The sequence below is a fragment of the Bradyrhizobium sp. USDA 4532 genome, from assembly GCF_024171315.1.
GTDB classification, from domain to species: domain Bacteria; phylum Pseudomonadota; class Alphaproteobacteria; order Rhizobiales; family Xanthobacteraceae; genus Bradyrhizobium; species Bradyrhizobium australafricanum.
The window spans coordinates 6,623,202-6,646,448 of sequence record NZ_JALJZN010000001.1 but is presented as its reverse complement, the minus strand read 5'-3'; the positions used below and the strand labels follow the sequence as shown (position 1 = coordinate 6,646,448).

General features: G+C 65.1%; 22 protein-coding genes and 1 other RNA gene. 15 read left to right on the top strand and 8 right to left on the bottom strand.

Going from position 1 to position 23,247, the window contains the following annotated elements; translation table 11 throughout:
• Window positions 1-145 precede the first annotated feature (145 nt).
• The 4 genes from recR to ffs all read right to left on the bottom strand — a co-directional run bounded on the left by recR (window position 146) and on the right by ffs (window position 3,158).
• Window positions 146-751, bottom strand: a complete 606-nt coding sequence (recR, locus tag J2R76_RS30530) for a recombination mediator RecR (RefSeq protein ID WP_028335942.1) — start codon at window positions 749-751, stop codon at window positions 146-148.
• Window positions 752-1,072: a YbaB/EbfC family nucleoid-associated protein gene (locus tag J2R76_RS30525; protein ID WP_028335943.1), complete on the bottom strand. Its 321-nt coding sequence runs from the start codon at window positions 1,070-1,072 to the stop codon at window positions 752-754.
• A 23-nt stretch (window positions 1,073-1,095) separates the two neighbouring features.
• Window positions 1,096-2,949 carry a DNA polymerase III subunit gamma/tau gene (locus tag J2R76_RS30520; protein WP_076834915.1) on the bottom strand — a complete coding sequence of 618 codons (1,854 nt, stop codon included), beginning with the start codon at window positions 2,947-2,949 and terminating at the stop codon, window positions 1,096-1,098.
• A 112-nt stretch (window positions 2,950-3,061) separates the two neighbouring features.
• An RNA gene (ffs, locus tag J2R76_RS30515) (signal recognition particle sRNA small type) lies at window positions 3,062-3,158 on the bottom strand.
• Between the two features lie 111 nt (window positions 3,159-3,269).
• Between ffs and J2R76_RS30510 the strand changes: the two genes are divergently transcribed.
• The 6 genes from J2R76_RS30510 to J2R76_RS30485 all read left to right on the top strand — a co-directional run bounded on the left by J2R76_RS30510 (window position 3,270) and on the right by J2R76_RS30485 (window position 8,169).
• Window positions 3,270-3,689 (top strand): HIT domain-containing protein, encoded by a 420-nt coding sequence (locus J2R76_RS30510; protein WP_028344138.1) that lies wholly within the window; start codon window positions 3,270-3,272, stop codon window positions 3,687-3,689.
• Window positions 3,690-3,696: 7 nt separating this feature from the next.
• Window positions 3,697-4,647, top strand: coding sequence for an NAD(+) diphosphatase (gene nudC / locus J2R76_RS30505; protein ID WP_076834914.1), 951 nt, complete (start codon window positions 3,697-3,699; stop codon window positions 4,645-4,647).
• A gap of 78 nt (window positions 4,648-4,725) precedes the next feature.
• On the top strand, window positions 4,726-5,673 hold the full coding sequence (locus J2R76_RS30500) for a sugar kinase (protein ID WP_057018982.1): 948 nt from the start codon (window positions 4,726-4,728) through the stop codon (window positions 5,671-5,673).
• Between the two features lie 76 nt (window positions 5,674-5,749).
• Complete coding sequence (locus J2R76_RS30495) at window positions 5,750-6,250, top strand: Lrp/AsnC family transcriptional regulator (RefSeq protein WP_016848075.1); 501 nt, start codon at window positions 5,750-5,752, stop codon at window positions 6,248-6,250.
• Between the two features lie 160 nt (window positions 6,251-6,410).
• Entirely contained in the window at window positions 6,411-6,722 is a 312-nt protein-coding gene (locus J2R76_RS30490) for a hypothetical protein (RefSeq protein WP_244559030.1), read from the top strand.
• The gene (locus J2R76_RS30485) at window positions 6,703-8,169 is read left to right on the top strand and encodes a methyl-accepting chemotaxis protein (protein ID WP_076834912.1); all 1,467 of its coding nucleotides are present in this window, start codon (window positions 6,703-6,705) and stop codon (window positions 8,167-8,169) included. Before J2R76_RS30490 ends, J2R76_RS30485 begins: the two co-directional genes overlap by 20 nt.
• Before the next feature lie 120 nt (window positions 8,170-8,289).
• Here J2R76_RS30485 and J2R76_RS30480 read toward each other — a convergent pair whose 3' ends face one another.
• Window positions 8,290-9,789: a phosphomannomutase/phosphoglucomutase gene (locus J2R76_RS30480; RefSeq protein ID WP_076834911.1), complete on the bottom strand. Its 1,500-nt coding sequence runs from the start codon at window positions 9,787-9,789 to the stop codon at window positions 8,290-8,292.
• Window positions 9,790-10,230: 441 nt separating this feature from the next.
• Between J2R76_RS30480 and J2R76_RS30475 the strand changes: the two genes are divergently transcribed.
• The gene (locus tag J2R76_RS30475) at window positions 10,231-10,722 is read left to right on the top strand and encodes a hypothetical protein (RefSeq protein WP_076834910.1); all 492 of its coding nucleotides are present in this window, start codon (window positions 10,231-10,233) and stop codon (window positions 10,720-10,722) included.
• A 355-nt stretch (window positions 10,723-11,077) separates the two neighbouring features.
• Window positions 11,078-11,467 carry a hypothetical protein gene (locus J2R76_RS30470; protein ID WP_141339966.1) on the top strand — a complete coding sequence of 130 codons (390 nt, stop codon included), beginning with the start codon at window positions 11,078-11,080 and terminating at the stop codon, window positions 11,465-11,467.
• Between the two features lie 276 nt (window positions 11,468-11,743).
• Here J2R76_RS30470 and J2R76_RS30465 read toward each other — a convergent pair whose 3' ends face one another.
• The 3 genes from J2R76_RS30465 to hrpB all read right to left on the bottom strand — a co-directional run bounded on the left by J2R76_RS30465 (window position 11,744) and on the right by hrpB (window position 16,584).
• The gene (locus J2R76_RS30465; protein WP_076834957.1) at window positions 11,744-12,244 is read right to left on the bottom strand and encodes a TIGR02281 family clan AA aspartic protease; all 501 of its coding nucleotides are present in this window, start codon (window positions 12,242-12,244) and stop codon (window positions 11,744-11,746) included.
• 200 nt (window positions 12,245-12,444) lie between these two features.
• Complete coding sequence (locus tag J2R76_RS30460; protein ID WP_057018987.1) at window positions 12,445-13,896, bottom strand: NCS1 family nucleobase:cation symporter-1; 1,452 nt, start codon at window positions 13,894-13,896, stop codon at window positions 12,445-12,447.
• Between the two features lie 219 nt (window positions 13,897-14,115).
• Complete coding sequence (gene hrpB, locus J2R76_RS30455; protein WP_076834908.1) at window positions 14,116-16,584, bottom strand: ATP-dependent helicase HrpB; 2,469 nt, start codon at window positions 16,582-16,584, stop codon at window positions 14,116-14,118.
• A 211-nt stretch (window positions 16,585-16,795) separates the two neighbouring features.
• Here hrpB and J2R76_RS30450 point away from each other — a divergent pair, with 211 nt between their 5' ends.
• From J2R76_RS30450 to J2R76_RS30420, 7 genes are all read left to right on the top strand, one after another.
• Entirely contained in the window at window positions 16,796-17,863 is a 1,068-nt protein-coding gene (locus tag J2R76_RS30450; protein ID WP_076834907.1) for an acyltransferase family protein, read from the top strand.
• A gap of 246 nt (window positions 17,864-18,109) precedes the next feature.
• Window positions 18,110-18,721, top strand: coding sequence for a sigma-70 family RNA polymerase sigma factor (locus tag J2R76_RS30445; protein ID WP_057018990.1), 612 nt, complete (start codon window positions 18,110-18,112; stop codon window positions 18,719-18,721).
• A 411-nt stretch (window positions 18,722-19,132) separates the two neighbouring features.
• Entirely contained in the window at window positions 19,133-19,888 is a 756-nt protein-coding gene (locus J2R76_RS30440) for a cytochrome c biogenesis CcdA family protein (RefSeq protein WP_076834956.1), read from the top strand.
• A 16-nt stretch (window positions 19,889-19,904) separates the two neighbouring features.
• Window positions 19,905-20,483, top strand: a complete 579-nt coding sequence (locus tag J2R76_RS30435) for a thioredoxin family protein (RefSeq protein ID WP_076834906.1) — start codon at window positions 19,905-19,907, stop codon at window positions 20,481-20,483.
• A 191-nt stretch (window positions 20,484-20,674) separates the two neighbouring features.
• Window positions 20,675-22,081: a cytochrome ubiquinol oxidase subunit I gene (locus J2R76_RS30430; protein WP_057018992.1), complete on the top strand. Its 1,407-nt coding sequence runs from the start codon at window positions 20,675-20,677 to the stop codon at window positions 22,079-22,081.
• Window positions 22,078-23,079, top strand: a complete 1,002-nt coding sequence (cydB, locus tag J2R76_RS30425; RefSeq protein WP_057018993.1) for a cytochrome d ubiquinol oxidase subunit II — start codon at window positions 22,078-22,080, stop codon at window positions 23,077-23,079. The genes J2R76_RS30430 and cydB overlap by 4 nt, the downstream gene beginning before the upstream one ends.
• The gene (locus J2R76_RS30420) at window positions 23,079-23,207 is read left to right on the top strand and encodes a DUF2474 domain-containing protein (protein ID WP_141339964.1); all 129 of its coding nucleotides are present in this window, start codon (window positions 23,079-23,081) and stop codon (window positions 23,205-23,207) included. Before cydB ends, J2R76_RS30420 begins: the two co-directional genes overlap by 1 nt.
• Window positions 23,208-23,247: the final 40 nt, after the last annotated feature.

The following is a 23,247-nucleotide window of genomic DNA, read 5'->3' as shown; positions in this document are numbered from 1 at the left end:
TCAGTGGTTCCGTATCTTGATTCGTCAGAGCGTGAATGACCGTCCCCGAATCGGCATCCACCCTACCATTTTGTTTTGGTGCGATCTTTTCGGATTGTGACCGATCGCTTGGCGCCTGACGCGTGCTCGGCGCCAGCATCGCGCGCTAGAACAGCGTCCGCTGCCGCATGGCTGCAGATAGCGTACCTTCATCGAGGTAATCAAGCTCTCCGCCGACCGGCACGCCATGCGCCAGCCGCGTCACCCGCACATTGGCCTCCGACAACAGGTCGGTGATGTAATGCGCGGTGGTCTGGCCGTCGACGGTCGCATTGAGCGCCAAAATGATCTCGCTGACCTCAGGCGCATGCGCGCGTGCCACCAGCTGATCGATGGTGAGATCCTGCGGACCGACGCCGTCGAGCGGCGACAGCGTTGCGCCGAGCACGTGATAGCGGCCATTGGTCGCATTGGCGCGTTCCAGCGCCCAGAGGTCGGCGACGTCAGCGACCACGACGATGATCGAGGGATCGCGGCGCGGATCGGTGCACACGGTGCAGGGGTTTTGTGTATCGATGTTTCCGCAGGTCTTGCAGACCTGGATCTTGTCGATCGCGACCTGCAGCGCCGCGGTCAGCGGCGTCATCAGGGCTTCGCGCTTCTTGATCAGATGCAGCGCCGCGCGCCGCGCCGAACGGGGCCCGAGGCCCGGCAGCCGCGCCAGCAACTGGATCAGGCGTTCAATCTCGGGGCCGGCAACGCTTGCAGCCATTTAAGTCGGACCAAATCCCGGCGGCAGGCCGAGCCCGCCGGTGAGCGCCATCATCTTCTCCTGCATCGCGGTCTCGGCCTTGCGGCGTGCATCGCCATGCGCGGTGACCAGGAGATCCTCGAGCACCTCGCGTTCCTCCGGCTTCATCAGCGACGGATCGATCTTGATGCCCTTCACTTCCATCTTGGCGGTCATGCGCACCGTGACCAGGCCGCCGCCGGAGATGCCTTCGACCTCGACATTGCCGAGCTGTTCCTGCATCTCCTGCATCTTGGATTGCAGCTGCGCTGCCTGCTTCATCATGCCGAGAAAATCAGCCATGCGTGCGTCCCTATAGCCAAATATCAATCGTCGTCGCTGTCGGAAGTTTCAATCGGGTCTTCGCCTGACGCATCCGAAACCGGAACCTCGGCGGCAAGGCGGCGAACCTCGACCACCTTGGTGCCGGGGAAGCGCGCCAGCACCTCCTGCACGCGCGGATCGGCCTCGGCGGCGCGCTGGTGCTCGCTGCGCGCCAGTTCGTTCTGCGAGCGCACCGTGGGCTGGCCGGCCTCGTTGGAGATGATCACGGTCCAGCGCCGCCCGGTCCATAGTTCGAGCTTGCGCGACAGATCGGTGACCAGCGCGCGCTGCGCCTTCGGCTCGAGGGCGATCTCGAGCTGGCCGTCCTCGATGCGCACCAGCCGCACATCGGCTTCCAGCGCACTCTTCATCATGATGTCGCGCTTCTCGCCGGCGAGCGCGATCAGTTGCGGAAAGCTTGATATCCGCAGCGCCGGCGCGGCATCGGCGACCGGCGCTGCCATCTGCGGACGCGCGGCGAGATCGCCGCGCGGCGCGGCCTGCGGCGTGCGCACCGGCGCCGACGGCATGGCCGACATCGCCGAGCTCGGTGCGCCGCGTGACGGTGACGACGCGGCGGAACCCGACGTCGCGGGCGCAGCGCCACCGCCATTCTGCTCGATCATCCGGATCGCCTCATCCGGCGTCGGCAGATCGGCGACATAGGCAATCCGCACCAGCACCATTTCGGCGGCAGCGGCCGGGCGTGTCGCGGTCTGCACCTCGGCGATGCCCTTGAGCAGCATCTGCCACATCCGCGACAGCACCCGCATCGACAGCTTGGCGGCGAATTCACGCGCCCGCACCCGCTCGGTCTCGCCGAACGCGACATTGTCGGCCGTCCCCGGCACGAACTTCACGCGGGTGACGAAATTGACGAACTCGGCAAGGTCGGACAGCACCACGACCGGATCGGCGCCGACGTCATATTGCGCGCGGAATTCGGCGAAGGCGGCGGCGATATCGCCGCGCGCCAGCTGTTCGAACAGATCGATCACGCGGGTGCGGTCGGCGAGGCCGAGCATCTGCCTGACCGCGTCGGCCTTCACATTGCCGGCGGCATGCGCAATCGCCTGGTCGAACAGCGACAGCGAGTCGCGCACCGATCCCTCGGCCGCCCGCGCGATGATGCCGAGCGCCTCGGGCTCGACCTCGACGCCTTCCTTGGTCGCGATATTGCCGAGATGCTTCATCAGCACGTCGGCTTCGACGCGGCGCAGGTCGAAGCGCTGGCAGCGCGACAGCACCGTGATCGGAACCTTGCGGATTTCGGTGGTGGCGAACACGAATTTGGCGTGCTCCGGCGGCTCCTCCAGCGTCTTCAGGAAGGCGTTGAAGGCCGCCGTCGACAGCATGTGGACTTCGTCGATGATATAGACCTTGTAGCGCGCGCTGGCCGGCGCGTAGCGCACGCTGTCATTGATCTGGCGGACATCGTCGACCCCGGTGTGGGACGCGGCGTCCATCTCCAGCACGTCCATGTGCCGGCTTTCCATGATCGCCTGGCAGTGGATGCCGAGGTCCGGCATGTGGATGGTCGGCCCCTGCACCGAGCCGTCCGGCTTGGCGTAGTTCAAGGCGCGGGCGAGGATGCGCGCGGTGGTGGTCTTGCCAACCCCGCGGACGCCGGTGAGAATCCAGGCCTGCGGAATTCGCCCGGTCTCGAACGCGTTCGAGACGGTGCGCACCATGGCCTCCTGGCCGATCAGGTCCTCGAAGCTGGAGGGGCGGTATTTGCGGGCAAGAACGCGGTAGGGTTTTGCGGCGTCCGGCGCGCCGCCGAGATCGAAACCGCCGTCAAGGCTCCCTTTGCCTGCGCCGTCGGACGGATGGGAGGGGTCGCCAGCGTCATTCATGCATCGATCCGCAACTTGGGAATTGTCTCTTCAGCCGGCGTGCGGATAGGAGCCAAAATCGAGCGCCGGGCGCGGAGACCGCCATTCCAGCGCGATTCGCTCGGAAAAACAGGTAGGAGACTGACGAGCGACCCGATCCGGACCTCGTTAGGGCTGCTTCCTTCCGGACCTGACCCGGTTGGCGAGTGGCTCGTCCACCGCCAATCTCCCGGTCCCTATTTGGGGCCAAAACCGCCGGAAAGCAAGCGGCCTGACCCGGCTTTGTAAGGCTGGCTTTGCGGGGCTTGTCTGGGAACACGGAAAGGCATTATTTGCCCCCCATGCCCGCCTCCAATTGGTCGCTGCATTCGCAGCTCAAGAAAGACACCATCGACATCGGCGACCTGCCGCTGTGCAAGGTGCTCGTCATCAAGGATGCGCATTATCCGTGGCTGCTGCTGGTGCCGCGGCGCGACGGCGCGGTCGAGATCATCGACCTCGACGAGGTCGCGCAGGCGCAGCTGATGACGGAAATCACCCGCGTCTCGCGGGCCCTGAAAGAGGTCACCAAGTGCGACAAGCTGAATGTCGCCGCGCTCGGCAACCTCGTCCCGCAGCTGCACGTCCACGTCATCGCGCGCCGCACCAGCGACGCTGCATGGCCGCGTCCCGTTTGGGGCGTGATGCCGCCGCTGGCGCATGACGCCGAGGAAGTGCAGAATTTCATCAGCGCGCTTCGCCGCAAGATCTGGTTGGGTTGAACATTCAATGTCTGCATTCGATTCATTTCCGCTCGGCCAGCCGGCCTTCGTCACCCACGTGCTGGACCGCGCCGCGCATCTGCGCACCAACGACGAGAAGCTGTTCGCGCTGGAAGGCCACCGCGAGGCTAGAGCCTATGTGATCTATCGCGACTCGCTGGTCGTGAAGCAGGAGGACGGCGGCGCCCGCGCGCTGCTGTCGCTGGAGGAAGCCCGCAGCTACGGCGCCAATCCCGGCACGATCTTCCTGGGGCTGCGCGACGCCGCGCCGATCTTCGGCATGGGGATCGCGCCGCAGGCGGCCGAGAAGCTGGTCGGACGCGCCGACGTCGCGATCACCGAATTGCGCGGCATGGCGATGCAGGGCGTGGTGCCGCCCGAGCAGCTCTCGGCCATCGCGATGGCGAAATCGATGGTGACCTGGCATCAGCGCCACGGCTTCTGCGCGAACTGCGGCACCCGCACGGCGATGAAGGACGGCGGCTGGAAGCGCGAATGCCCGAGCTGCAAGGCCGAGCACTTTCCGCGCACCGATCCGGTGGTGATCATGCTGGTCACGTATGGCGATAAGGTGCTGTTGGGACGGCAGAAGCAGTTCATGCCCGGCATGTATTCCTGCCTCGCCGGGTTCGTGGAAGCCGCGGAGACCATCGAGGACGCCGTGCGGCGCGAGATTTTCGAGGAGTCCGGCATCCGCTGCACCGACGTCAATTACTACATGACGCAGCCCTGGCCCTATCCGTCATCGCTGATGATCGGCTGCACCGCGCGCGCGACCAACGAGGACATCGTGGTCGACCGCACCGAGCTGGAAGATGCGCGCTGGTTCGACCATGCCGAGGCGTCGCTGATGCTGAAGCGCCAGCATCCCGAAGGGCTCGCCGGCCCGCATCCGTTCGCGATTGCCCATCATCTGCTCGGCCGCTGGGTGCATCACCAGAACCCGTTGGACAAATAGCGGGAACCGGACATCGTTCTGCCGATTAAAGCTGGACACAGTTCTGGCAGTAACGGAACCACCGCGACGGATCCCCGCATGAATTTTCAGAACGGCGCCCCGAAAGTCCCGCCCCGCATCCTCTGCATCGGCCTGCCGGTGCGCGACCTGACCTTTCGGGTCAGCGTCCCGGCGCGCGGCTCCAAGGAGAATGCGACGCATTTCGACGAGATCTGCGGCGGCAATGCGCTGAACGCCGCCATCGGCATCGTCCGGCTGGGCGGGCGCGCTTCGATCTGCGGACCGATGGGCGATTCGCAGGAGACCTCGAGCCGCTACATCTTCGACAAGCTCGCCCAGGAAGGCATCGAGACCAATCATCTGATCCACATGCCGAACCTGGTCACCCCGATCTCGGCGATCATGATCGACGACAGCGGCGAACGCACCATCGTCACCTTCCGCGATCCGGAGCTCTGGAAGGTCAAGCTGCCGCCGACCGAACTCTTGCTGGAGGATTGCGCGGCGATCCTGACCGAGAGCCGCTGCGCGCCGTTCTGCACCGAGCTTTGCGCCGAGGCGGTCAAGCGCGGTATCCCCGTGGTGGTCGACGTCGACCGCGCGATGTCGATGCGGGAGGGGCTGCTCACCGCCTCCTCCCACCTGGTGTTCTCCAGCGAGCCGCTGCAGGAGACCGCCGACGTCACCGACGACGGCCAGGCGCTGCACAAGCTCGCCAAGCTCACCCCCTCCTTCCTGGCCGGCACCCGCGGGCCGATGGGCACGATCTGGCTCAACGAGAACGGCGAGCTCGAGGAAACCCCGGCCTTCCCGGTCCATACCGTCGACACGCTCGGGGCCGGCGACGTCTTCCACGGGGCCTTCGCCCTCGCCATCACCGAGAAACAGCCGCTACGGGACGCGCTCCGCTTCGCCTCGGCCGCTGCAGCGCTGAAATGCACCCGCTTCGGGGGTGCTTATGCCGCACCGCAACGTACTGAAGTTGAAGAGTTTTTGGGTCAACACGCCGACGCCAGGCCGGCCTGAGCCGCCACGAATCGCTTGATTTGGAAGATTCTTCTCTATATGAGGGATATTGAACCCTCATATGGAACTTTCTTCTATGACCGATGTCGCCATTCAGCTTCATGACAACAGCCGCCGCCTCGATGCGATCGATCGCAAGATTCTAACCGTGCTGCAGGAGGATGCGTCGCTCTCCGTCGCCGAGATCGGCGACCGGGTCGGCCTGTCGTCGACGCCGTGCTGGAAGCGCATCCAGCGGCTGGAGGCCGACGGCGTGATCCTGCGCCGCGTGGCGCTGGTCGACCAGAACAAGATCGGCCTCGGGATTTCGGTGTTCGTCTCGGTCGAGAGCGCCGACCATTCGGAAGCCTGGCTGCGCAAATTCGCCGACGCCGTCAGCGCCATGCCCGAGGTGATGGAGTTCTACCGGATGGCCGGCGACGTCGACTACATGCTGCGCGTCGTGGTCGCGGACATGCAGGCCTACGACGTCTTCTACAAGAAGCTGATCAGTGCCGTGCCGCTGAAGAACGTCACCTCGCGCTTCGCGATGGAGAAGATCAAGTCGGTGACGGCGCTGCCGGTGCCCGCGGCGTAAGCGCCGCCGCACACCCCACACGATAGGTCGATACGCTCCCAGGTAGTTCGCCGGTTCGGTATTTACCTGAAGTTAGCGCCGGCAGCGGTATCATGCTGCGATGGAGCCGGGGGAGATCATCCCAGCGAGACGACGGCCTGCCTGGCTGGGCGCGGCCGCATTGTTGATCGCGAGCTGGATCGCGGTCGCAACGCTGTCGCTAAAGGTGCGTGCGGGCAGCGATGTGGTGGCCGTGGCCTTTCCGCCATGGTGGCGCGCCGAGCGCGCGCTGCTGGCCGCCGCATCCGCCGATGCGTCGATCGTTCGGATGACCGCGATCCCGGCCCTGCTGGTGGTGCGGCCTGACCGCAATGGCGGGCTGGGCCGGCTGTACGAGGCCGGCGCCTTGCTGACCATGGATCCGCAGGCGATCGCCGGCTGCTTCACGGCGGATGACGATCTGGGGGTTGGGGATGACCTTCGAAGGCGATGAAATGGCCGCGCTGCGCGAGACGGCGAGCAAGATCCTGCTCGTGGTGCTGTGGCTGCACGTTCCGATCGCGATCATCGTCGGCATCACACTGCACACCGACTGGCTGATGCCGGCCGGCTTCACGGTCGCGATGGCGCTGGCCGCGACGTTGTCGTGGCGCGTCTCGGGGAACGGCGTTTCAACCCGCCTGATCGTTGCCGTGGCCCTGATGGCCGGCGTGTCGATACTGGTCTACCAGTTTGCCGGCCACCGCTGGCAGGTCGACATGCACATGTATTTCTTCGCCGCGCTGGCGTGCCTCGTCGCCTATTGCGACTATCGGCCGATCGTCGCCGGCACTTTGGCGGTTGCCCTGCACCACCTGACGCTGAATTTCATCCTGCCGGCTGCGATCTATCCCGGCGGCGCCGATTTCGGTCGCGTCGTTCTCCACGCCGTGATCCTGCTGATCGAGGCCGGCGTGCTGATCTGGCTCGCGCACACGCTTGCCGAACTGTTCAGGACGTCGGCGCTGAAGGCGGCGGAGGCCGAGGCCGCCGGTGCCGCCGAGGCGCGCGCCAACGCCGAGCGCATCGAGGCCGAACGCGCCAAGCAGGATCGCGATGCCGCGCGGCGCGAGCTCGCCGCCGGCTTCGAGCGCAAGATCGGCGAGGTCGTCGAGGCCGTCGCGGTGGCGGCCGGCGCGATGCAGGACCTGTCGGCAACGATGAACGGCAGCAACGCGGAAACCATCCGCCAGGCCACCGCCGCCGCCTCCGCATCGACGCTGGCCTCGAGCAATGTGGAAACCGTCGCGTCCGCGACCGAAGAGCTGACGGCCTCGATCAACAACATCGCCGAGCAGGTGACGCGCTCGGCGCGGATCGCCGCCAAGGCCGCCGACGAGGCACGCCGCACCAACAGCGTCGTCGAAGGCCTTGCCGCCGGCACGCAGAAGATCGGCGAGGTGGTGACGTTGATCCAGAGCATCGCCAGCCAGACCAATCTGCTCGCCCTGAACGCCACCATCGAAGCGGCGCGCGCCGGCGAGCATGGCCGCGGTTTCGCCGTGGTCGCAAGCGAGGTCAAGGCACTGGCCAACCAGACCGCCAAGGCGACCGAGGAGATTTCGGCCCAGATCCAGGATATCCAGAGCGCGACCGGCGCGGCCGTCAGCGCGATCGGGACCATCGGGTCCACGATCGCGGAGATCGACCAGGTCTCCGGCGAGATCGCGGCCGCCGTCGATCAGCAGGGCGCGGCGACCCGTGAGATTTCCAGCAATTTGCAGCAGGCCGCCGATCGCACGCGGGACGTCAACAAGGGCATCCTCAACGTCAACCGCGCCTCCGAACAGGCCGGCAGCGCGACCGCACAACTGCTCGATGCGGCCAACGGCCTGTCGTCGCAATCGGAGTGGCTGAAGACCGAGCTGGACCGCTTCCTGGCCTCGCTGCGGGCGGCGTGAAGCTGCGGACACCGACCGTCGCACGCTGGCTTGACCCGCGTGCCCATCGATTTTCAAGAAAGCTTTTCCGAGATGGATTGCCGGGTCAAGCCCGGCAATGACGACCCAGGAGCACCCAGCTCAAATCTTCTGATTATACTCGCCGACCTCGGGATGCGTGCGCAGCACGGCATCCATCGCCTCGAACATGTCGTGCATGCGCCGCTCGCTGACCGGGCTTTCCACCACGACCACGAGCTCCGGCTTGTTCGAGGACGCGCGCACCAGGCCCCAACTGCCGTCCTCGACCGTGACGCGCACGCCATTGACGGTGACGAGGTCGCGGATGTTCTGGCCCGCGACCTTCCCGCCGTGCTGCTGCAACGCCTCGAAGTGCTTCACGACAGCGTCGACGACGCCGTACTTCGCCTCGTCGGCGCAATGCGGCGACATGGTCGGCGACGACCAGGTCTTCGGCAGCGCGTTCTTCAGGTCGGCCATCGACTTGCCGGGGGCGCGGTCGAGCATTTCGCAGATCGCGATCGCCGACACCAGGCCGTCGTCATAACCGCGGCCGAACGGCTTGTTGAAGAAGAAGTGGCCCGACTTCTCGAAGCCGGCGAGCGCGCCCAGCTCATTGGTGCGCCGCTTCATGTAGGAATGGCCGGTCTTCCAGTAGACCGTCTTCGCGCCCTGCTTCTGCAAGACGGGATCGGTCACGAACAGCCCGGTCGACTTCACGTCGACGACGAACTGCGCGTTGGCGTTGATCGCCGACATGTCGCGCGCCAGCATGACGCCGACCTTGTCGGCGAAGATCTCCTCGCCGGTGTTGTCGACCACGCCGCAGCGGTCACCGTCGCCGTCGAAGCCGAGGCCGACATCGGCCTTGTGCGCCAGCACCGCATCGCGGATCGCGTGCAGCATCTCCATGTCTTCGGGGTTCGGATTGTATTTCGGGAAGGTGTGATCGAGCTCGGTGTCGAGCGGGATCACATCGCAACCGATCGCCTCCAGCACCTGCGGCGCGAACGCGCCCGCGGTGCCGTTGCCGCAGGCCGCGACGACCTTCAGCCTGCGCTTCAGCTTCGGCCGGCTGGTGAGGTCGGCGATGTAGCGCGCCGGATAATTCTCGTGGAATTGATAGGAGCCGCCAGCCGTGTTGTTGAATTCGGCGTTGAGCACGATTGCCTTCAGCCGCGACATCTCGTCAGGACCGAAGGTGAGCGGACGGTTGGCGCCCATCTTGACGCCGGTCCAGCCATTGTCGTTGTGCGAGGCGGTGACCATGGCGACGCAGGGCACGTCGAGATCGAACTGCGCGAAATAGGCCATCGGCGTCACCGCGAGCCCGATGTCATGCACCTTGCAGCCCGCCGCCATCAGCCCCGAGATCAGCGCGTATTTGATCGAGGCGGAATAGCCGCGGAAATCGTGACCGGTGACGATCTCCTGGCGGACGCCGAGCTCCGCGATCAGCGCGCCGAGCCCCATGCCCAGCGCCTGCACGCCCATCAGGTTGATTTCCTTGTTGAACAGCCAGCGCGCATCGTACTCGCGAAACCCGGTCGGCTTCACCATCGGCTCGGATTCGAAGGCATAGGTGTTCGGAACCAGCGCGGATTTCGGCTTGGGAAACATGGTTCGGCCTTATGGTCGTATGCAGAAAAACATCGTCGCAGCCTTTAGCGAATGCGCGGGCCGGGCGAAAGCAGAGACTGGGGCTGGTGGCTAATAATTGCGCCAGATTTGGCGTCGGCCAATACTTGCACGCCGGCGCAATACGCCGCGCTGTTGCGCCCTACGCGCTGCTTGACCGCTAATCGCTCCGACCCAGCAGCGCGCCGAAATCGGCCACCGCAGCGAGCCGAACTGGCTGACGGCCAAGGCCGCCCCCGCCGACAGGCGGGCGTCCGGCGAAGACGATTTGCAAGCCGAACCGGAAGCGACACTTCCGCGCCATTGCGCAAGCCATCCTTCAAGCACTTGGCTTCAAACATCTAAAGCCAACCCAGCCCTCTCCGCGAGGTGCGGTCACGCGCTGGCTCCCCCGAAGGTGTCCGCAATATCTGTAGGTGATTGATGATGCCTGATTACTTTCTGGTGCCGGTGGACCATCAGCCGGATTTCGATGACTACTCGCTCGTTCCCGTTGACCACGACCCGTTCGCCGCGGATGGCGTAACTCAACAGGCGCAGATTCAGCAGCCGCCGACACCGACTCAACCAGCGCAACCCCAGCCGCAGCAGCCCGCGACAGCAGCCGGTCAGCCCGGCGTCAACGGGCCGGCGACTGGCAACAGCCCCAGCGGATCGGGTGGCGTCGCTGGCATCAAGCGCTTTGGCGGCGCCGAAGGTGGCGACTTTCCGAGCCGCAATGCGGGGATCGGTTTCGAGAGCGCGGAGCGCGCATGGGACGCTGCCCGTAAGGAAATGATAGACCTTGGTGCCCAATATTACCCGGAAGAGACCAAGAGCAGGGGCTTTATCCCGGAACTGGGCGTGGAAATTCATAAGCGCGGCGGACTATATTACTACGATCAGATAGCGCGCGGAATTACTACGATCAGATAGCGCGCGGATTCCAAGACGGAGCGCTGGGCGGTGGTGTGGGGTTTGGCGACAGCGGTGCGGTGGCACGTCGGCACATGCACTGGGATGATCAGCACGAGATTGATGGAGATCTAGACAATGCGAAGGCTTATTCGCAGAAAACTCCGGATTATCGAGCGTGGGTTGGATCTTGGGATGGGAGCTATTTGTATTGGCTTCACGGCAAGCCAACGGGGTCGAGAATGCCTGATTGGAATCGATACAAATATTGAGTCATGCCGATGAAAATGTTCGTGCTCGCCGGAGCCTTATGCCTTCTGCTCGCCAATTCAACGGTATGCAAGGCAAACTCGGGCCCCTGGTGTAAGCCGGTGTCGTGACTTTGACTTTCAAAAATCAACAAGGCGGGGATCTTGCGAAGATCGAACTTCGCACCCTCAAGGCAGTTTGCGACCGAAACCCGGAAAAGAAAGGGTTTGGGGTAGGCTTGGAACGGTCGATGCGCATTGAACACAATGGGCAATGGATTGATGTGCCGAAAGAGTGTTTATCCGTTTTTCCTTTTGGGGAAGATGAGGTGTCGCTATCGGGTGACGATGCCGGCCTAGGCATAGCTATTACCGGGAAACCGACGGAGAGAGGCGAGCGTTTAAAAGTCTCGATATTCAAACACGGTGATGAAGTCTTTTGCGTTCAGGTCGTGCGCTGCCCGAATGTCGACGACCCGCCCGGCTATATCAGAGAGTGCAGTAGGGATTTACAGTGAGCACGGCGGGAGATCGGCGCGACGCTCTGCGAAAGCGCCTCAGGTCTGACGTTGCCCGCGAACGTCTGGCGCAAATGCCGCGCCGTCGCGAAGATCGACTCGACTACGCTCTCATTCCCAAAATGTGAACAAGCAGCGCACTGAATTCCCTCGCGGCGACTCGTGTGTCCGCCTTCCTCAGTTTCGGCGGAATTTCTGCCGTTCTGAGGAGACGATGCGCATCACGGAGGAAGACATCCGGCGGAAGACTTGGATAGGCTTTGATGCCAATCGGCCTTACTGCTCCAGCAACAATTTGCCGTTGGCATATTCGAAGCGCTTCAGCTTCGACAGGAAGGACAGGCCGAGCAGGTTTTCCGACAGCGCCTCGTCGGGCAGCACCAGGGCATCGACGTCGCGCACGGTGAGGCCGCCGATCTCGATCATGGCGATGCGGGCGCGCGCGGCCTTGATGGTGCCGTTGGCAGTGGTGACGCGCGAGGTGTAATCGCCCGGCACCGGACGCAGGCCGAAGCGTGCCGCGGACGTTTCGTTCAGGGCTACCACCGAGGCGCCGGTGTCGACCATGAAGTTGATGCGCTGGCCGTCGATCCGGCCGTCGGTCGCGAAATGACCGCGAGGATCGGGCGCAATACTGAGCGTGCGGGCGCTGGCCTGCGCCACCGTGACGGCTGGGGCCATGGTCTGCTTTGTGGTGGTCGCGGCGGCGGGCGACATCTTGCTGGCCATCTGAGCCATGAAGGTGCCCAGCCCGATCAGGATGGCCGCGAAAATCATCAGGTTACGCATGACACCATACTCGGAAAACCGAACACGCAATTTCACCACGCCGCCCGCCCCGCCGCGAGCGAGGGCGGCGGCACGAGCCTGCCATTTTGGCGAAAAGGATGAGCGAAGGGTTAATGCGAGCCCCAAGGGGCGGCCGAATGACGTCGGTCGCCCGCGAGGGCCGCAATTTCCGGCCCTCAGGCCGTCTCTCAGGCCGTCCTGGCGACCGGGCTCGGCATCGCAACGCGCAGCGCGTAATAGACCGCGCCCGCGATCCCGACACCGAAGAACCAGCCATAGACCGCCCACCACGCCGGCAGGATCGAGGTGAAGTTCGGCAGCACCGACGAGAACAGCGCGCCGATGCCGGCGGCGATCAGCGCGCTGACGTTCCAGCCGTTTTGGAAGCGATATTCGCCGTTCTCCTGATACAGCGCCGGCACGTTCACACGGCCTTTGGCGATCAGGTAATAGTCGACCATCATGACGCCGAAGATCGGTCCCATCGTCGCGCCGATCAGCCCGACGAACGAGGCGGCGCTGCCCTCCCAGGGCGCGAACGGATACAGCGCCAGCGCGATCAGCGCCGCGATGTAGCCGCCCTTTTTGAAGTCGATATGCCGCGGAAACACGTTCGAGAAATCGAACGCCGGCGAGACGAAATTGGCGACGACGTTGATGCCGAGCGTCGCCACCGCGAAGGTGACCGCCGCGAGCAGCGCCAGGAACCAGCTGTCGAACTTCGCCGAAATCTGGTCGGGATGCAGCAGCACCTCGTGATAGACGTTGAACGCCGCGATCGTGGTGACGCCGGCGACCAGCGAGAACAGGATCAGATTGACCGGCAGGCCCCAGATATTGCCCTTGCGCAGCGCGGCTGCATCCGGCGCATAGCGCGAGAAGTCGCAGAAGTTGAGATAGAGCGCGGCGAAATAGGTGATCCAGGTCGCGGCGACGGCGCACAGCGCCGGGAACGAGCCGGGCACGCCGGGTACGCCAGCCTCCTTGGTCTTCTCCAGCAGCACGTCCTGCGGGATCGGCGCGGTGAGCGAGATGCCGCCGGCCGCGATGCACAGATAGATCGCAAGGATCAGCATCATCAACCACACCGCAGGTCCCGCCCAGTCCTGGAAGCGCCGCACCGTTTCCATGCCGCGCTGGATGATCAGGAGCTGCAGCGCCCAGATCACGACGAAGCAGATCACCTCGAGCGTGGAATGGCCGAGCATATGGCTGGACTGGTGGAACGCCTTGAAGCTGTCGATGCGCGTCAGCAGCGCAACGATCGCGCCCGAGGCCGCCGCGGTCTGCGCCCCGTACCAGAAGCAGGCGACGACGGCGCGGACCAGCGCCGGAATGTTGGCGCCCCAGACCCCGAACGAGGCGCGCGCCAGCACCGGATAGGGCACGCCGGTCCTCACGCCGGCATTGCCGATCAGGCTCATCAGCACGAAGATCACCAGCGACCCGACGCCGATCGCGAGGATGAAATTGACGAAGCTGCCGCAGAGCAGGAACAGGCTGGCGGCGAGATAATAGCCCCACAGGCTATGCACGTCCGAGGTCCAGACGTTGAAGATGCTGAAGGCGCCCCAGTTACGTTCCTTGGCCGGCGCCAGGTCTTCGTTGTACAGCGACGGCGATGCGTTCTTGATCTCCACGGTGACCTCCCCAAACTGCGAGCCCGTGATCCCATCCCAGCGTGCAAATCTAACCACCGTTTGCGGACGCTCGCCAGCGTTACGTCCCGGATGGTGCGGGTCTATGCCCGTCATTGCGAGCGAAGCGAAGCAATCCATCGTGCGGCATGCGCGGAACGATGGATTGCTTCGTCGCTATCGCTCCTCGCAATGATGGCGATGCATGAGATTCGCGACCCGTCACGTGCCGCGCGGTTTCACGCGCCTGGTCGGCATCGCGCTGGCGGGATCTTCCGGCCAGGGATGGCGCGGATAGCGGCCGCGCAGGTCGGAACGCACCGCAGCGTAACTGCCGCGCCAGAAGCCGGGCAGATCGCGCGTCACCTGCACCGGCCGCTGTGCCGGCGACAGCAGTTCCAGCACCAGCGGCACCGCGCCCTTGGCGATCGAGGGATGGGTGTTGAGCCCGAACAGCTCCTGCAGCCGCACCGCGATGGTCGGGCCCTGCTCGGCCTCGTAATCGATCGCGAGCTGCGTTCCGGTCGGCGCCTCGAAATGCGTCGGCGCCTCGCGATCGAGCCGCGCGCGCAATTCCCACGGCAGCAACGCCATCAGCGCGTCCGACAGGTCGCCGGCGGACAGGTCCTTCAGCCCGGTCTTGTCGTAGAGCGCCGGCACCAGCCAGTCGTCGGCACGCGCGGCGAGCGCGGTGTCGGACAGATCGGGCCAGCTCTCGTCCTCGGCCTTGCGCAGGAACATGACACGGTCGCGCCATTGCTTGGAGTGCTTCGACCACGGCAACCGGTCGAGCCCGGCCGCGATGAGCCCGTCGGCGAAGACGCGCGCGGTCTCGGCCGAGGGCGACAGCGACATCGGTGCTTCCGACAGCGTGATCGCGTGCAGCGAACGCCGGCGCCGCGCGCGCAGCGCCATCGCGCCGCGGTCGAACGTCACCTCTTCCACGTTCTCGATCTGGTCGGCGAAACGCTGCTCGATCTCCTCCTGGGTGATCGGCGCCGCCAGCAGGATGCGGCCGCTCGCGGCCGTGCCGGTCAGTTCGGCGACCGCGATATAAGGCAGCCGCGCCAGCGCCGCGGTCTGCTCGACGGCGGCGCCGCGGCCGTTGGCCAGCACGAAGCTGCCATTGCCGCGGTTCCGGGCGACCCGATCCGGGAATGCGAAGGCCAGCATGACGCCGGTGGAGAGATCCTTCGCTTCGCCGACAGCCGACTTCACCTGCGCGGCCCAGCGCGCCGCCATGCTGCGAGCGCTCGATGCGCGCTGCGAACGGTCGCGGCGGAACTGGTCGAGCCTGACGTCGAGATCGACACTGTCGCCGCCGAGCCCGCGCTCGGTCAGAACCGCGGCGATCTCGGCCGCCTCCTCGCCCATACCGAAGCGAGCGGAATCCACGATCATGCGCGCCAGCCGCGGCGGCAGCGCCAGCGCGCGCAGGCTCTGCCCTTCGTCTGTAATGCGGCCATCACCGTCGAGCGCCCCGAGCTCCGACAGCAGCGATCTGGCTTCCTTCAGCGCCGGTCCCGGCGGTGGATCGAGGAAGGCAAGGCCCGCGGGATCGCTGACGCCCCATTGCGCGAGGTCGAGCACCAGCGAGGACAGATCGGCGGAGAGGATTTCGGGCGCGGTGTAGGCCGGCAGCGACGCGGTCTGCGGCTCGTCCCAGAGCCGGTAGCAGACGCCGGGCTCGATGCGGCCGGCGCGGCCGCGCCGCTGATCGACCGCGGCGCGCGACGCCCGCACGGTCTCGAGCCGCGTCAATGCAATGTCTGGCTCGTAGCGCGGCACCCGCGCAAGGCCAGAGTCCACCACAATGCGGACGCCCTCGATGGTCAGCGAGGTCTCGGCGATCGAGGTCGCCAGCACCACCTTGCGGGTGCCCTTCGGCGCCGGCGCGATGGCGCGATCCTGCACGCTGGCATCGAGCGCGCCGAACAGCGGCACGATCTCGACAGAGGCGTCGTGCACACGCTCAGTGAGGAAGGTCTGGGTGCGGCGGATCTCGGCGGCGCCCGGCAGGAAGGCAAGCACCGAGCCGGCATCGGCACGCAGCGCGGTCGCGATCGTCTCGGCCATCTGCCGCTCCAGCGGCGCGTCGACCTTGCGGCCGACGTAACGGGTCTCGACCGGAAAGGCGCGCCCCTCGCTTTCGACCACCGGCGCGTCGCCGAGCAGTTTTCCGACGCGTGCACCGTCGAGCGTTGCCGACATCACGAGGATCCGCAGATCCTCGCGCAGGCCGGTCTGCGCGTCGCGCGCCAGCGCCAGCCCGAGATCGGCATCGAGCGAGCGCTCGTGGAATTCGTCGAACAGCACCGCGGCGACGCCGTTGAGCTCGGGATCGTCGAGGATCTGGCGCGAGAAGATGCCTTCGGTGACGACCTCGATCCGCGTCGCGCGCGACACCTTCGAGCCGAAGCGCACGCGATAGCCGACGGTCTCGCCGGCACGCTCGCCGAGCGTCTTCGCCATCCGCTCCGCGCTGGCGCGCGCGGCGATGCGGCGCGGCTCCAGCACGATGATCTTCTTGCCCTTCGCCCAGGGGGCATCGAGCAACGCCAACGGCACGCGCGTGGTCTTGCCGGCGCCCGGCGGCGCCACCAGCACCGCGGCGTTGTGGCCCTCAAGCGCGCGATCGAGCTCGTCGAGCACGGCGTCGATCGGCAGCGGACTATCGAATTGGCGCGGCAAGGACTTTCATCATCGCAGTGGCGCTCGGGCCGGTGCGTCCCATGGTTAACAAATGGTCTCTTCTCTTGGATTCCTCGGCCTCTTAGACCATTCGCCGGCTACGGGAAACCCGCGGAAAGGTCCGGTTTGGTGGCACACCATTTGTATCAATAAAGGAGAAAGCAACCGATCGGGCCGATGATAGGCCCGATCACGCCGAAACGAGACAAAGATGACCACGAACGGCACAGCCGCTGCGACAGATCGTTCCGCCCCAGGCGCGAGCGGACGCGTCGACTGGGTCGACTATGCCAAGGGCATCTGCATCATCATGGTCGTGATGATGCATTCGGTGCTGGGGGTCGAGAAGGCCGCCGAGCAGACCGGCTTCATGCATTACGTCGTGATGTTCGCGAAGCCGTTCCGGATGCCTGACTTCTTCCTGATCTCGGGCCTGTTCCTGTCGGTCGTGATCGATCGCGACTGGCGCACCTATCTCGACCGCAAGGTGATGCACTTCGCCTATTTCTACGTGCTCTGGGTGACGATCCAGTTCGGCTTCAAGGCGCCGTCGCTGGCCGCCGAGACCGGTTGGCCCCAGGTTGGACTGCAATACCTCGAATCCTTCATCGAGCCGTTCGGCACGCTGTGGTTCATCTATCTGCTGCCGATCTTCTTCGTCGTCACCAAGCTCGCGCGCAACGTCCACCCGCTCGTGATCTGGCTGATCGCAGCAGCGCTGGAGACCGCGCATGTCGCGACCGGCTGGACCGTGATCGACGAGTTCTGCTCCCGCTTCGTCTACTTCTACACCGGCTATGTCCTCGCCGATTACGTGTTCGCGCTCTCGGACCGCGCGCGGGCACGGCCTGCGCTTGCCCTGCTCGGGCTTGGGCTCTGGGCGCTGATCAATGGCGGCCTGGTTGCGCTCGAGGTGAGCGAATGGCCGGTCGTCTCGCTGGCACTCGGCTTTGCCGGCGCCTGCGCGATCATCGTGACCGGCACGCTGCTGGCGCGCGCGCACTGGCTTGGCTTCCTGCGCTTCTGCGGCGAGCATTCGATCGTGATCTATCTCGCCTTCTTCCTGCCGATGGCGGCGTCACGCACCCTTCTGCTGCGCTTCGGCGTCATCCACGACATCGGCCTGATCTCGCTGATCGTGACCGCGGTCGGCGTCGCCGGCTCGCTCGTGATCTGGCGGCTGGCGCTGGCGGCGCGGGCCAATTTCCTGTTCGAACGGCCCGATGCGTTCTGGATTGCCCCGAAAAAGGCGGCGCCCTCGCTGCAGGCGGCCGAATAAGCCCCGACAGTGCCAGAAGTCATAACAGCCGGATTCGTTCCGACGGCGGGAATCCGGCCGTTCGAATTTTCCTCGCATTGAAATTATTGGCTTTTTGGTCCCGGATGTTTCGTCGTCGGGCCGGCGACGAAACAATTCTCCCGTTCACGAAACCATTTTCCGCTTTTCGCGCAGACATCCGGAAACGGGCCGTAACTAACAATTCTCCCAACGAACCGCCGCCCAACGGCGAACTGGGAGCCTGTCATGCCGAACGTCATCGCCATCAACTCTGCAGCCACGAAGCATATCGACGCTGCTCGCGCGACCTCGGATGAAACGCTGCTCGCGCGTATCGCCAAGAATAACCGCACCTCGATGCACACGCTCTATTCCCGTCATAACGTCCGGGTTTACCGCTTCGTGCTCCGCATGGTGCGCGACACCACGATGGCCGAGGACCTGGTGAGCCAGGTGTTCCTGGACGTCTGGCGCACCGCGGCCCAATTCGAGGGCCGCTCGCAGGTCTCGACCTGGCTGCTCTCGATCGCCCGCTTCAAGGCGCTGACCGCGCTACGCCAGCGCAAGCATGAGGACATCGACCAGGACGACGTGCTGGAGATCGCCGACGGCGCCGACACGCCGGAAACCTCGCTCGATCGCGCCACCACCAGCGAGATCCTCCGCGCCTGCGTGGCCAAGCTGTCGCCGGCTCACCGCGAGATCATCAATCTGGTCTACTACCATGAGAAGTCGGTCGAGGAGGCCGGGCAGATCATCGGGATCCCGCAGAGCACGGTGAAGACCCGCATGTTCTATGCCCGCAAGCAGCTCGCCGACCTCCTGCGGGGTGCCGGCGTGGATAGCGTCGCCGCATAAAAGACTGCAAATTCAATACCTTAAAGGGAAATCGCGCGACCCGGGCAATTATCCACGAAGCCGAAAAAACCAGGCGACGAAACAATTGAAACAATCGACGACATCACCCGGAAAAACGCGACCTCTATACCTATATCCAACGACGCAACCCCAACTCCAATCCACTGAACCGATTTCGATACCTCTTCGTTCTAACCTCCCAAGTAGCCTCCAACGACCCGGCCGGGATGCCCCCCAGCCGGGTCGCTCTGTATTTGGCGCGACGTCGTGAAGCCGAGTGCACCTCGCCTCACACAGACGTGACGCGGCCCGCGACCGGCCCGCCGTAACGGCCAAACCGTCCTCGCGAAGAACATCAGGCGTACCCGGCACGGCCCTCTGGCGCGCCGGGACTCTGATGGACGGATGACGATGCTCAGCCTTGCCCTTGCCCTGCTTGCCGGTGTCGCCACCGTCGCCGCCCCTTGCACCCTGCCGATGCTGCCGATCCTGCTCGGGGTATCGATAGGCCAGACCGGCAAGGCGCGGCCCGCGATGATCGCGCTCGGTTTCGTGATGTCATTCTCTGCGGTGGCATTGCTGCTGAGCGCGATCACGCGCGCCTTCGATTTCGATCCGAACGTGCTGCGGACCGGCGCGGCCGTGCTGCTCGCGGGCTTCGGCCTCCTGATGATCTGGCCGGCGCCGTTCGAATGGCTGTCGATCCGGCTCACCGGCGCTACCAAAGCGTTTTCGAGCGAAGTGGATACCGGTTCGCGTCAAGAAAACACGTCCAAACAAGGGGGCAGCCTCGGTCATGCCGCGCCGTCGCAAAGCCTGTTCGGCGGCTTCGTGCTCGGCTCTACGCTCGGCCTGGTGTGGACGCCGTGCGCCGGCCCCGTGCTCGGCTCGATCCTGACCATCGTCGCGACCTCGAAGGACACCGCGTGGGCGAGCCTGCAGCTCGTCACCTACGCGATCGGCGCCGCGATCCCGATGCTTGCGATTGCCTATGGCGGACAGGCCGTCACCACGCGCGCGCGCAGCATGGCGCGGATCGCGCCGCGCCTGCAGCAGGGCTTCGGCGTCGTGATCGTCGCATTCGCCGCGCTGTCCTACCTGCAATACGACACGCTGATCGTGGCGTGGCTGACCCAGTTCTATCCCAACGGCCAGATCGGCCTGTAAGCCAAAGGAGATATCGATGTCCCTGCGCTTGATTGCCGTATCCGCTCTGGTTACGGGCCTTGGCCTCGGCGGCGCCGTCATTCCCGGCCTCTGCACCGAGTCAGACGCGCCGGCACAGCCAGTGCCGCGGGCGATCGCCATGACAACCGGACAGAGCCAGACCGCGCCCGAATTCGTCGGCATCAGCAACTGGTTCAATTCGCAGCCGCTCAGGCTCGCCGACCTGCGCGGCAAGGTCGTGCTGGTGGATTTCTGGACCTATGGCTGCGTCAACTGTGTCAACACGCTGCCGCACGTCACCCAGCTCTATTCGAAGTACCGGGATCGCGGCCTCGTCGTGATCGGTGTCCACACGCCGGAATTCCCGTTCGAGCATTCGGCCTCCAACGTACAGGCGGCGCTGAAGCGGCACGGCATCCTCTATCCGGTGGCGCAGGACAACAATTCGCAGACCTGGAACGCCTACCGCAACCAGTATTGGCCGGCGCAATACGTGATCGACCAGAACGGCAAGATCGTGTTCCAGCACGCCGGCGAGGGACAGTACGACGAGATCGACCGCACCGTCGCGCGGCTGCTCAACGCCAACAGCTAAAGCCTGATGAAAATCAGGTTGAGCTGGAACGGCGTCGAAAGCTCACCTCTCCCCGACGGGGAGAGGTGAACCGGGACCGCGCCAAGCCGATCCAGCCAAAACTCAACCCGCTCCAGTCGGACAATCCGCCCTCTTTGTCGTCACAGCTGACGTGGTAAGGTCCACGCCAGGTCGACGACGGATGGTGCGTAATGTTCGAAGGCTGGGATGCGGTCGTACTCGCCCGCGCGCAATTCGCTTTCACGATGTCGTTCCACATCGTGTTTCCCGCATTCTCGATCGGGCTTGCGAGCTATCTCGCGGTGCTGGAAGCGCTGTGGCTTGCCACCAGGCGCGAGGTCTACATCAACCTGTTCAATTACTGGCTGAAGATCTTCGCGGTCGCGTTCGGCATGGGCGTGGTCTCGGGCATCGTGATGTCCTACCAGTTCGGCACCAACTGGTCGTCCTTTGCCGACAAGACCGGGCCGGTGATCGGCCCGATGATGGCCTATGAGGTGCTGACCGCATTCTTCCTGGAAGCCGGCTTCCTCGGCGTGATGCTGTTCGGGCTCGAGCGCGTCGGCCCCAGGCTGCACTTCGTGGCGACGTTGATGGTCGCGATCGGCACGCTGATCTCGGCGTTCTGGATTCTGTCGGCCAATTCCTGGATGCAGACACCGACCGGCCACGCCGTCAACGCCGATGGCCAGTTCGTCGCCGCCGACTGGCTCAAGGTGATCTTCAATCCGTCGTTCCCCTATCGCCTCGTGCACATGGTGCTGGCGGCGTACCTTACCACCTCGCTCGTGGTCGGCGCGGTCGGCGCCTGGCATCTGCTGCGCGACCAGCATCTGGCGGGAGCGCGCGTGATGTTCTCGATGGCGATGTGGATGGCCACCCTCGTGGCGCCGATCCAGATCCTCGCCGGCGACCAGCACGGCCTCAACACGCTGGAGCACCAGCCCGCCAAGGTGATGGCGATGGAAGGGCATTACCAGAGCCACAAGGACGGCGCGCCACTGATCCTGTTCGGCTGGCCCGACCAGCGTGAAGCGAAGGTCAAGTATGCGATCGAGGTGCCGAAACTGTCGTCGCTGATCCTGAAGCATTCGCTCGACGCGCCGCTGGCCGGCCTCGACACCGTGCCGCGCGAGAACTGGCCGCCGGTGCCGATCACCTTCTGGTCGTTCCGCATCATGGTCGGCCTCGGCTTCCTGATCATGGGGCTCGGCCTGCTCAGCCTTTTGATGCGCTGGCGGGGGATGATGTACCAGTCGTCGCTGCTGCATCGCTTCGCCGTGCTGATGGGCCCCGCCGGCTTCATCGCGGTGCTCGCGGGCTGGATCACCACGGAGACCGGGCGGCAACCGTTCACGGTCTACGGGCTGCTGCGGACCGCCGATTCGGCGTCGCCGCTGGCGGCGCCCGCGGTGGGCTCGTCGCTGATCGCCTTCATCATCGTCTATTTCGCCGTGTTCACCGCGGGCGTGATCTACATCCTGCGGCTGATGGCGCAGCCGCCGCATCCCGGCGAGCAAGGCCCGACGAAGGATCTTCCGGCCCGCGCGGCCGGCATCACGCCGGCGGCGGGCGCAGCCGTGGAGGGCGCGCGATGATCGATCTCGCCACGATCTGGGCCTTCATCATCGCCTTTGCCGTGTTCGTCTATGTCGTGATGGACGGCTTCGATCTCGGCCTCGGCATCCTGTTCCCACTGTTTCCGCAAAAGACCGACCGCGACGTCATCATGAACACGGTGGCGCCGGTGTGGGACGGCAACGAGACCTGGCTGGTGCTCGGCGGCGGCGGCATGATGGCGGCGTTTCCGCTGGCCTATGCGGTGCTGATGCCGGCGCTCTACACGCCGATGATCGCGATGCTGCTCGGCCTCGTGTTCCGCGGCGTCGCCTTCGAATTCCGCTGGCGGACCCAGAAGGCGCGCAACAAATGGGATATCGCTTTCGCCGGCGGCTCGCTGCTTGCGACACTGGCGCAGGGGATCGCGCTCGGCGCCATCCTGCAGGGCATCCATGTCGAGGGCCGCCAATACGCCGGCGGCTGGTGGGATTGGCTGACGCCGTTCAGCGTCCTGACCGGCGTCGCGCTGGTGATCGGCTACGCGCTGCTCGGCGCGACCTGGCTGGTGATGAAGACCGAGGGCGAGCTGCGCGACCGCGCCTATCATCTGAGCTGGATGTTGTTGGTCGCGATGCTGGGCGCAATCGGCGCCGTCAGCATCGCGACGCCTTTCCTCAGCGTGCAGTACACCCAGCGCTGGTTCGCCTGGCCCAACATCATCCTCACCGCGCCGGTGCCGATCGCGGTCGCCGCCGTCACCGCACTGCTGCTGCGCGCGCTGAGCAACAAGAACGACCACCAGCCGTTCTTCCTGACGCTCGGGCTGTTCGCGCTGTCCTATGCCGGACTCGGCATCAGCATGTATCCGTACATCGTGCCGCAGAGCATCACGATCTGGCAGGCGGCGGCACCGACCAACAGCCAGGTCTTCATGCTGGTCGGCGTCTCGATCCTGGTGCCGCTGATCCTCGGCTACACCGCCTGGGCCTATTGGGTGTTCCGCGGCAAGGTGCGCCCCGGCCACGGATACCACTGATGCCCGAGAGCCCGAATCAGCGGCCGCTCGGCCAGCGCCTGCTGTGGTTCGCAGCGCTCTGGCTCGGCGGCGTCGGCACCGTGGCGCTGATCTCGTTCGCCTTGCGACTCTGGATCGCGCCGAAATGAGGCGGCCCGCGCAACGTGCCGCGACAATCAATGACAAAAA

Bases quoted from the DNA above. Each gene is read 5' to 3' on its own strand.
- recR (WP_028335942.1), bottom strand. From the start codon at position 751: ATGGCTGCAAGCGTTGCCGGCCCCGAGATTGAACGCCTGATCCAGTTG.
- J2R76_RS30525 (WP_028335943.1), bottom strand. From the start codon at position 1,072: ATGGCTGATTTTCTCGGCATGATGAAGCAGGCAGCGCAGCTGCAATCC.
- J2R76_RS30520 (WP_076834915.1), bottom strand. From the start codon at position 2,949: ATGAATGACGCTGGCGACCCCTCCCATCCGTCCGACGGCGCAGGCAAA.
- J2R76_RS30510 (WP_028344138.1), top strand. From the start codon at position 3,270: ATGCCCGCCTCCAATTGGTCGCTGCATTCGCAGCTCAAGAAAGACACC.
- nudC (WP_076834914.1), top strand. From the start codon at position 3,697: ATGTCTGCATTCGATTCATTTCCGCTCGGCCAGCCGGCCTTCGTCACC.
- J2R76_RS30500 (WP_057018982.1), top strand. From the start codon at position 4,726: ATGAATTTTCAGAACGGCGCCCCGAAAGTCCCGCCCCGCATCCTCTGC.
- J2R76_RS30495 (WP_016848075.1), top strand. From the start codon at position 5,750: ATGACCGATGTCGCCATTCAGCTTCATGACAACAGCCGCCGCCTCGAT.
- J2R76_RS30485 (WP_076834912.1), top strand. From the start codon at position 6,703: ATGACCTTCGAAGGCGATGAAATGGCCGCGCTGCGCGAGACGGCGAGC.
- J2R76_RS30480 (WP_076834911.1), bottom strand. From the start codon at position 9,789: ATGTTTCCCAAGCCGAAATCCGCGCTGGTTCCGAACACCTATGCCTTC.
- J2R76_RS30475 (WP_076834910.1), top strand. From the start codon at position 10,231: ATGATGCCTGATTACTTTCTGGTGCCGGTGGACCATCAGCCGGATTTC.
- J2R76_RS30465 (WP_076834957.1), bottom strand. From the start codon at position 12,244: ATGATTTTCGCGGCCATCCTGATCGGGCTGGGCACCTTCATGGCTCAG.
- J2R76_RS30450 (WP_076834907.1), top strand. From the start codon at position 16,796: ATGACCACGAACGGCACAGCCGCTGCGACAGATCGTTCCGCCCCAGGC.
- J2R76_RS30445 (WP_057018990.1), top strand. From the start codon at position 18,110: ATGCCGAACGTCATCGCCATCAACTCTGCAGCCACGAAGCATATCGAC.
- J2R76_RS30440 (WP_076834956.1), top strand. From the start codon at position 19,133: ATGCTCAGCCTTGCCCTTGCCCTGCTTGCCGGTGTCGCCACCGTCGCC.
- J2R76_RS30435 (WP_076834906.1), top strand. From the start codon at position 19,905: ATGTCCCTGCGCTTGATTGCCGTATCCGCTCTGGTTACGGGCCTTGGC.
- J2R76_RS30430 (WP_057018992.1), top strand. From the start codon at position 20,675: ATGTTCGAAGGCTGGGATGCGGTCGTACTCGCCCGCGCGCAATTCGCT.
- cydB (WP_057018993.1), top strand. From the start codon at position 22,078: ATGATCGATCTCGCCACGATCTGGGCCTTCATCATCGCCTTTGCCGTG.
- J2R76_RS30420 (WP_141339964.1), top strand. From the start codon at position 23,079: ATGCCCGAGAGCCCGAATCAGCGGCCGCTCGGCCAGCGCCTGCTGTGG.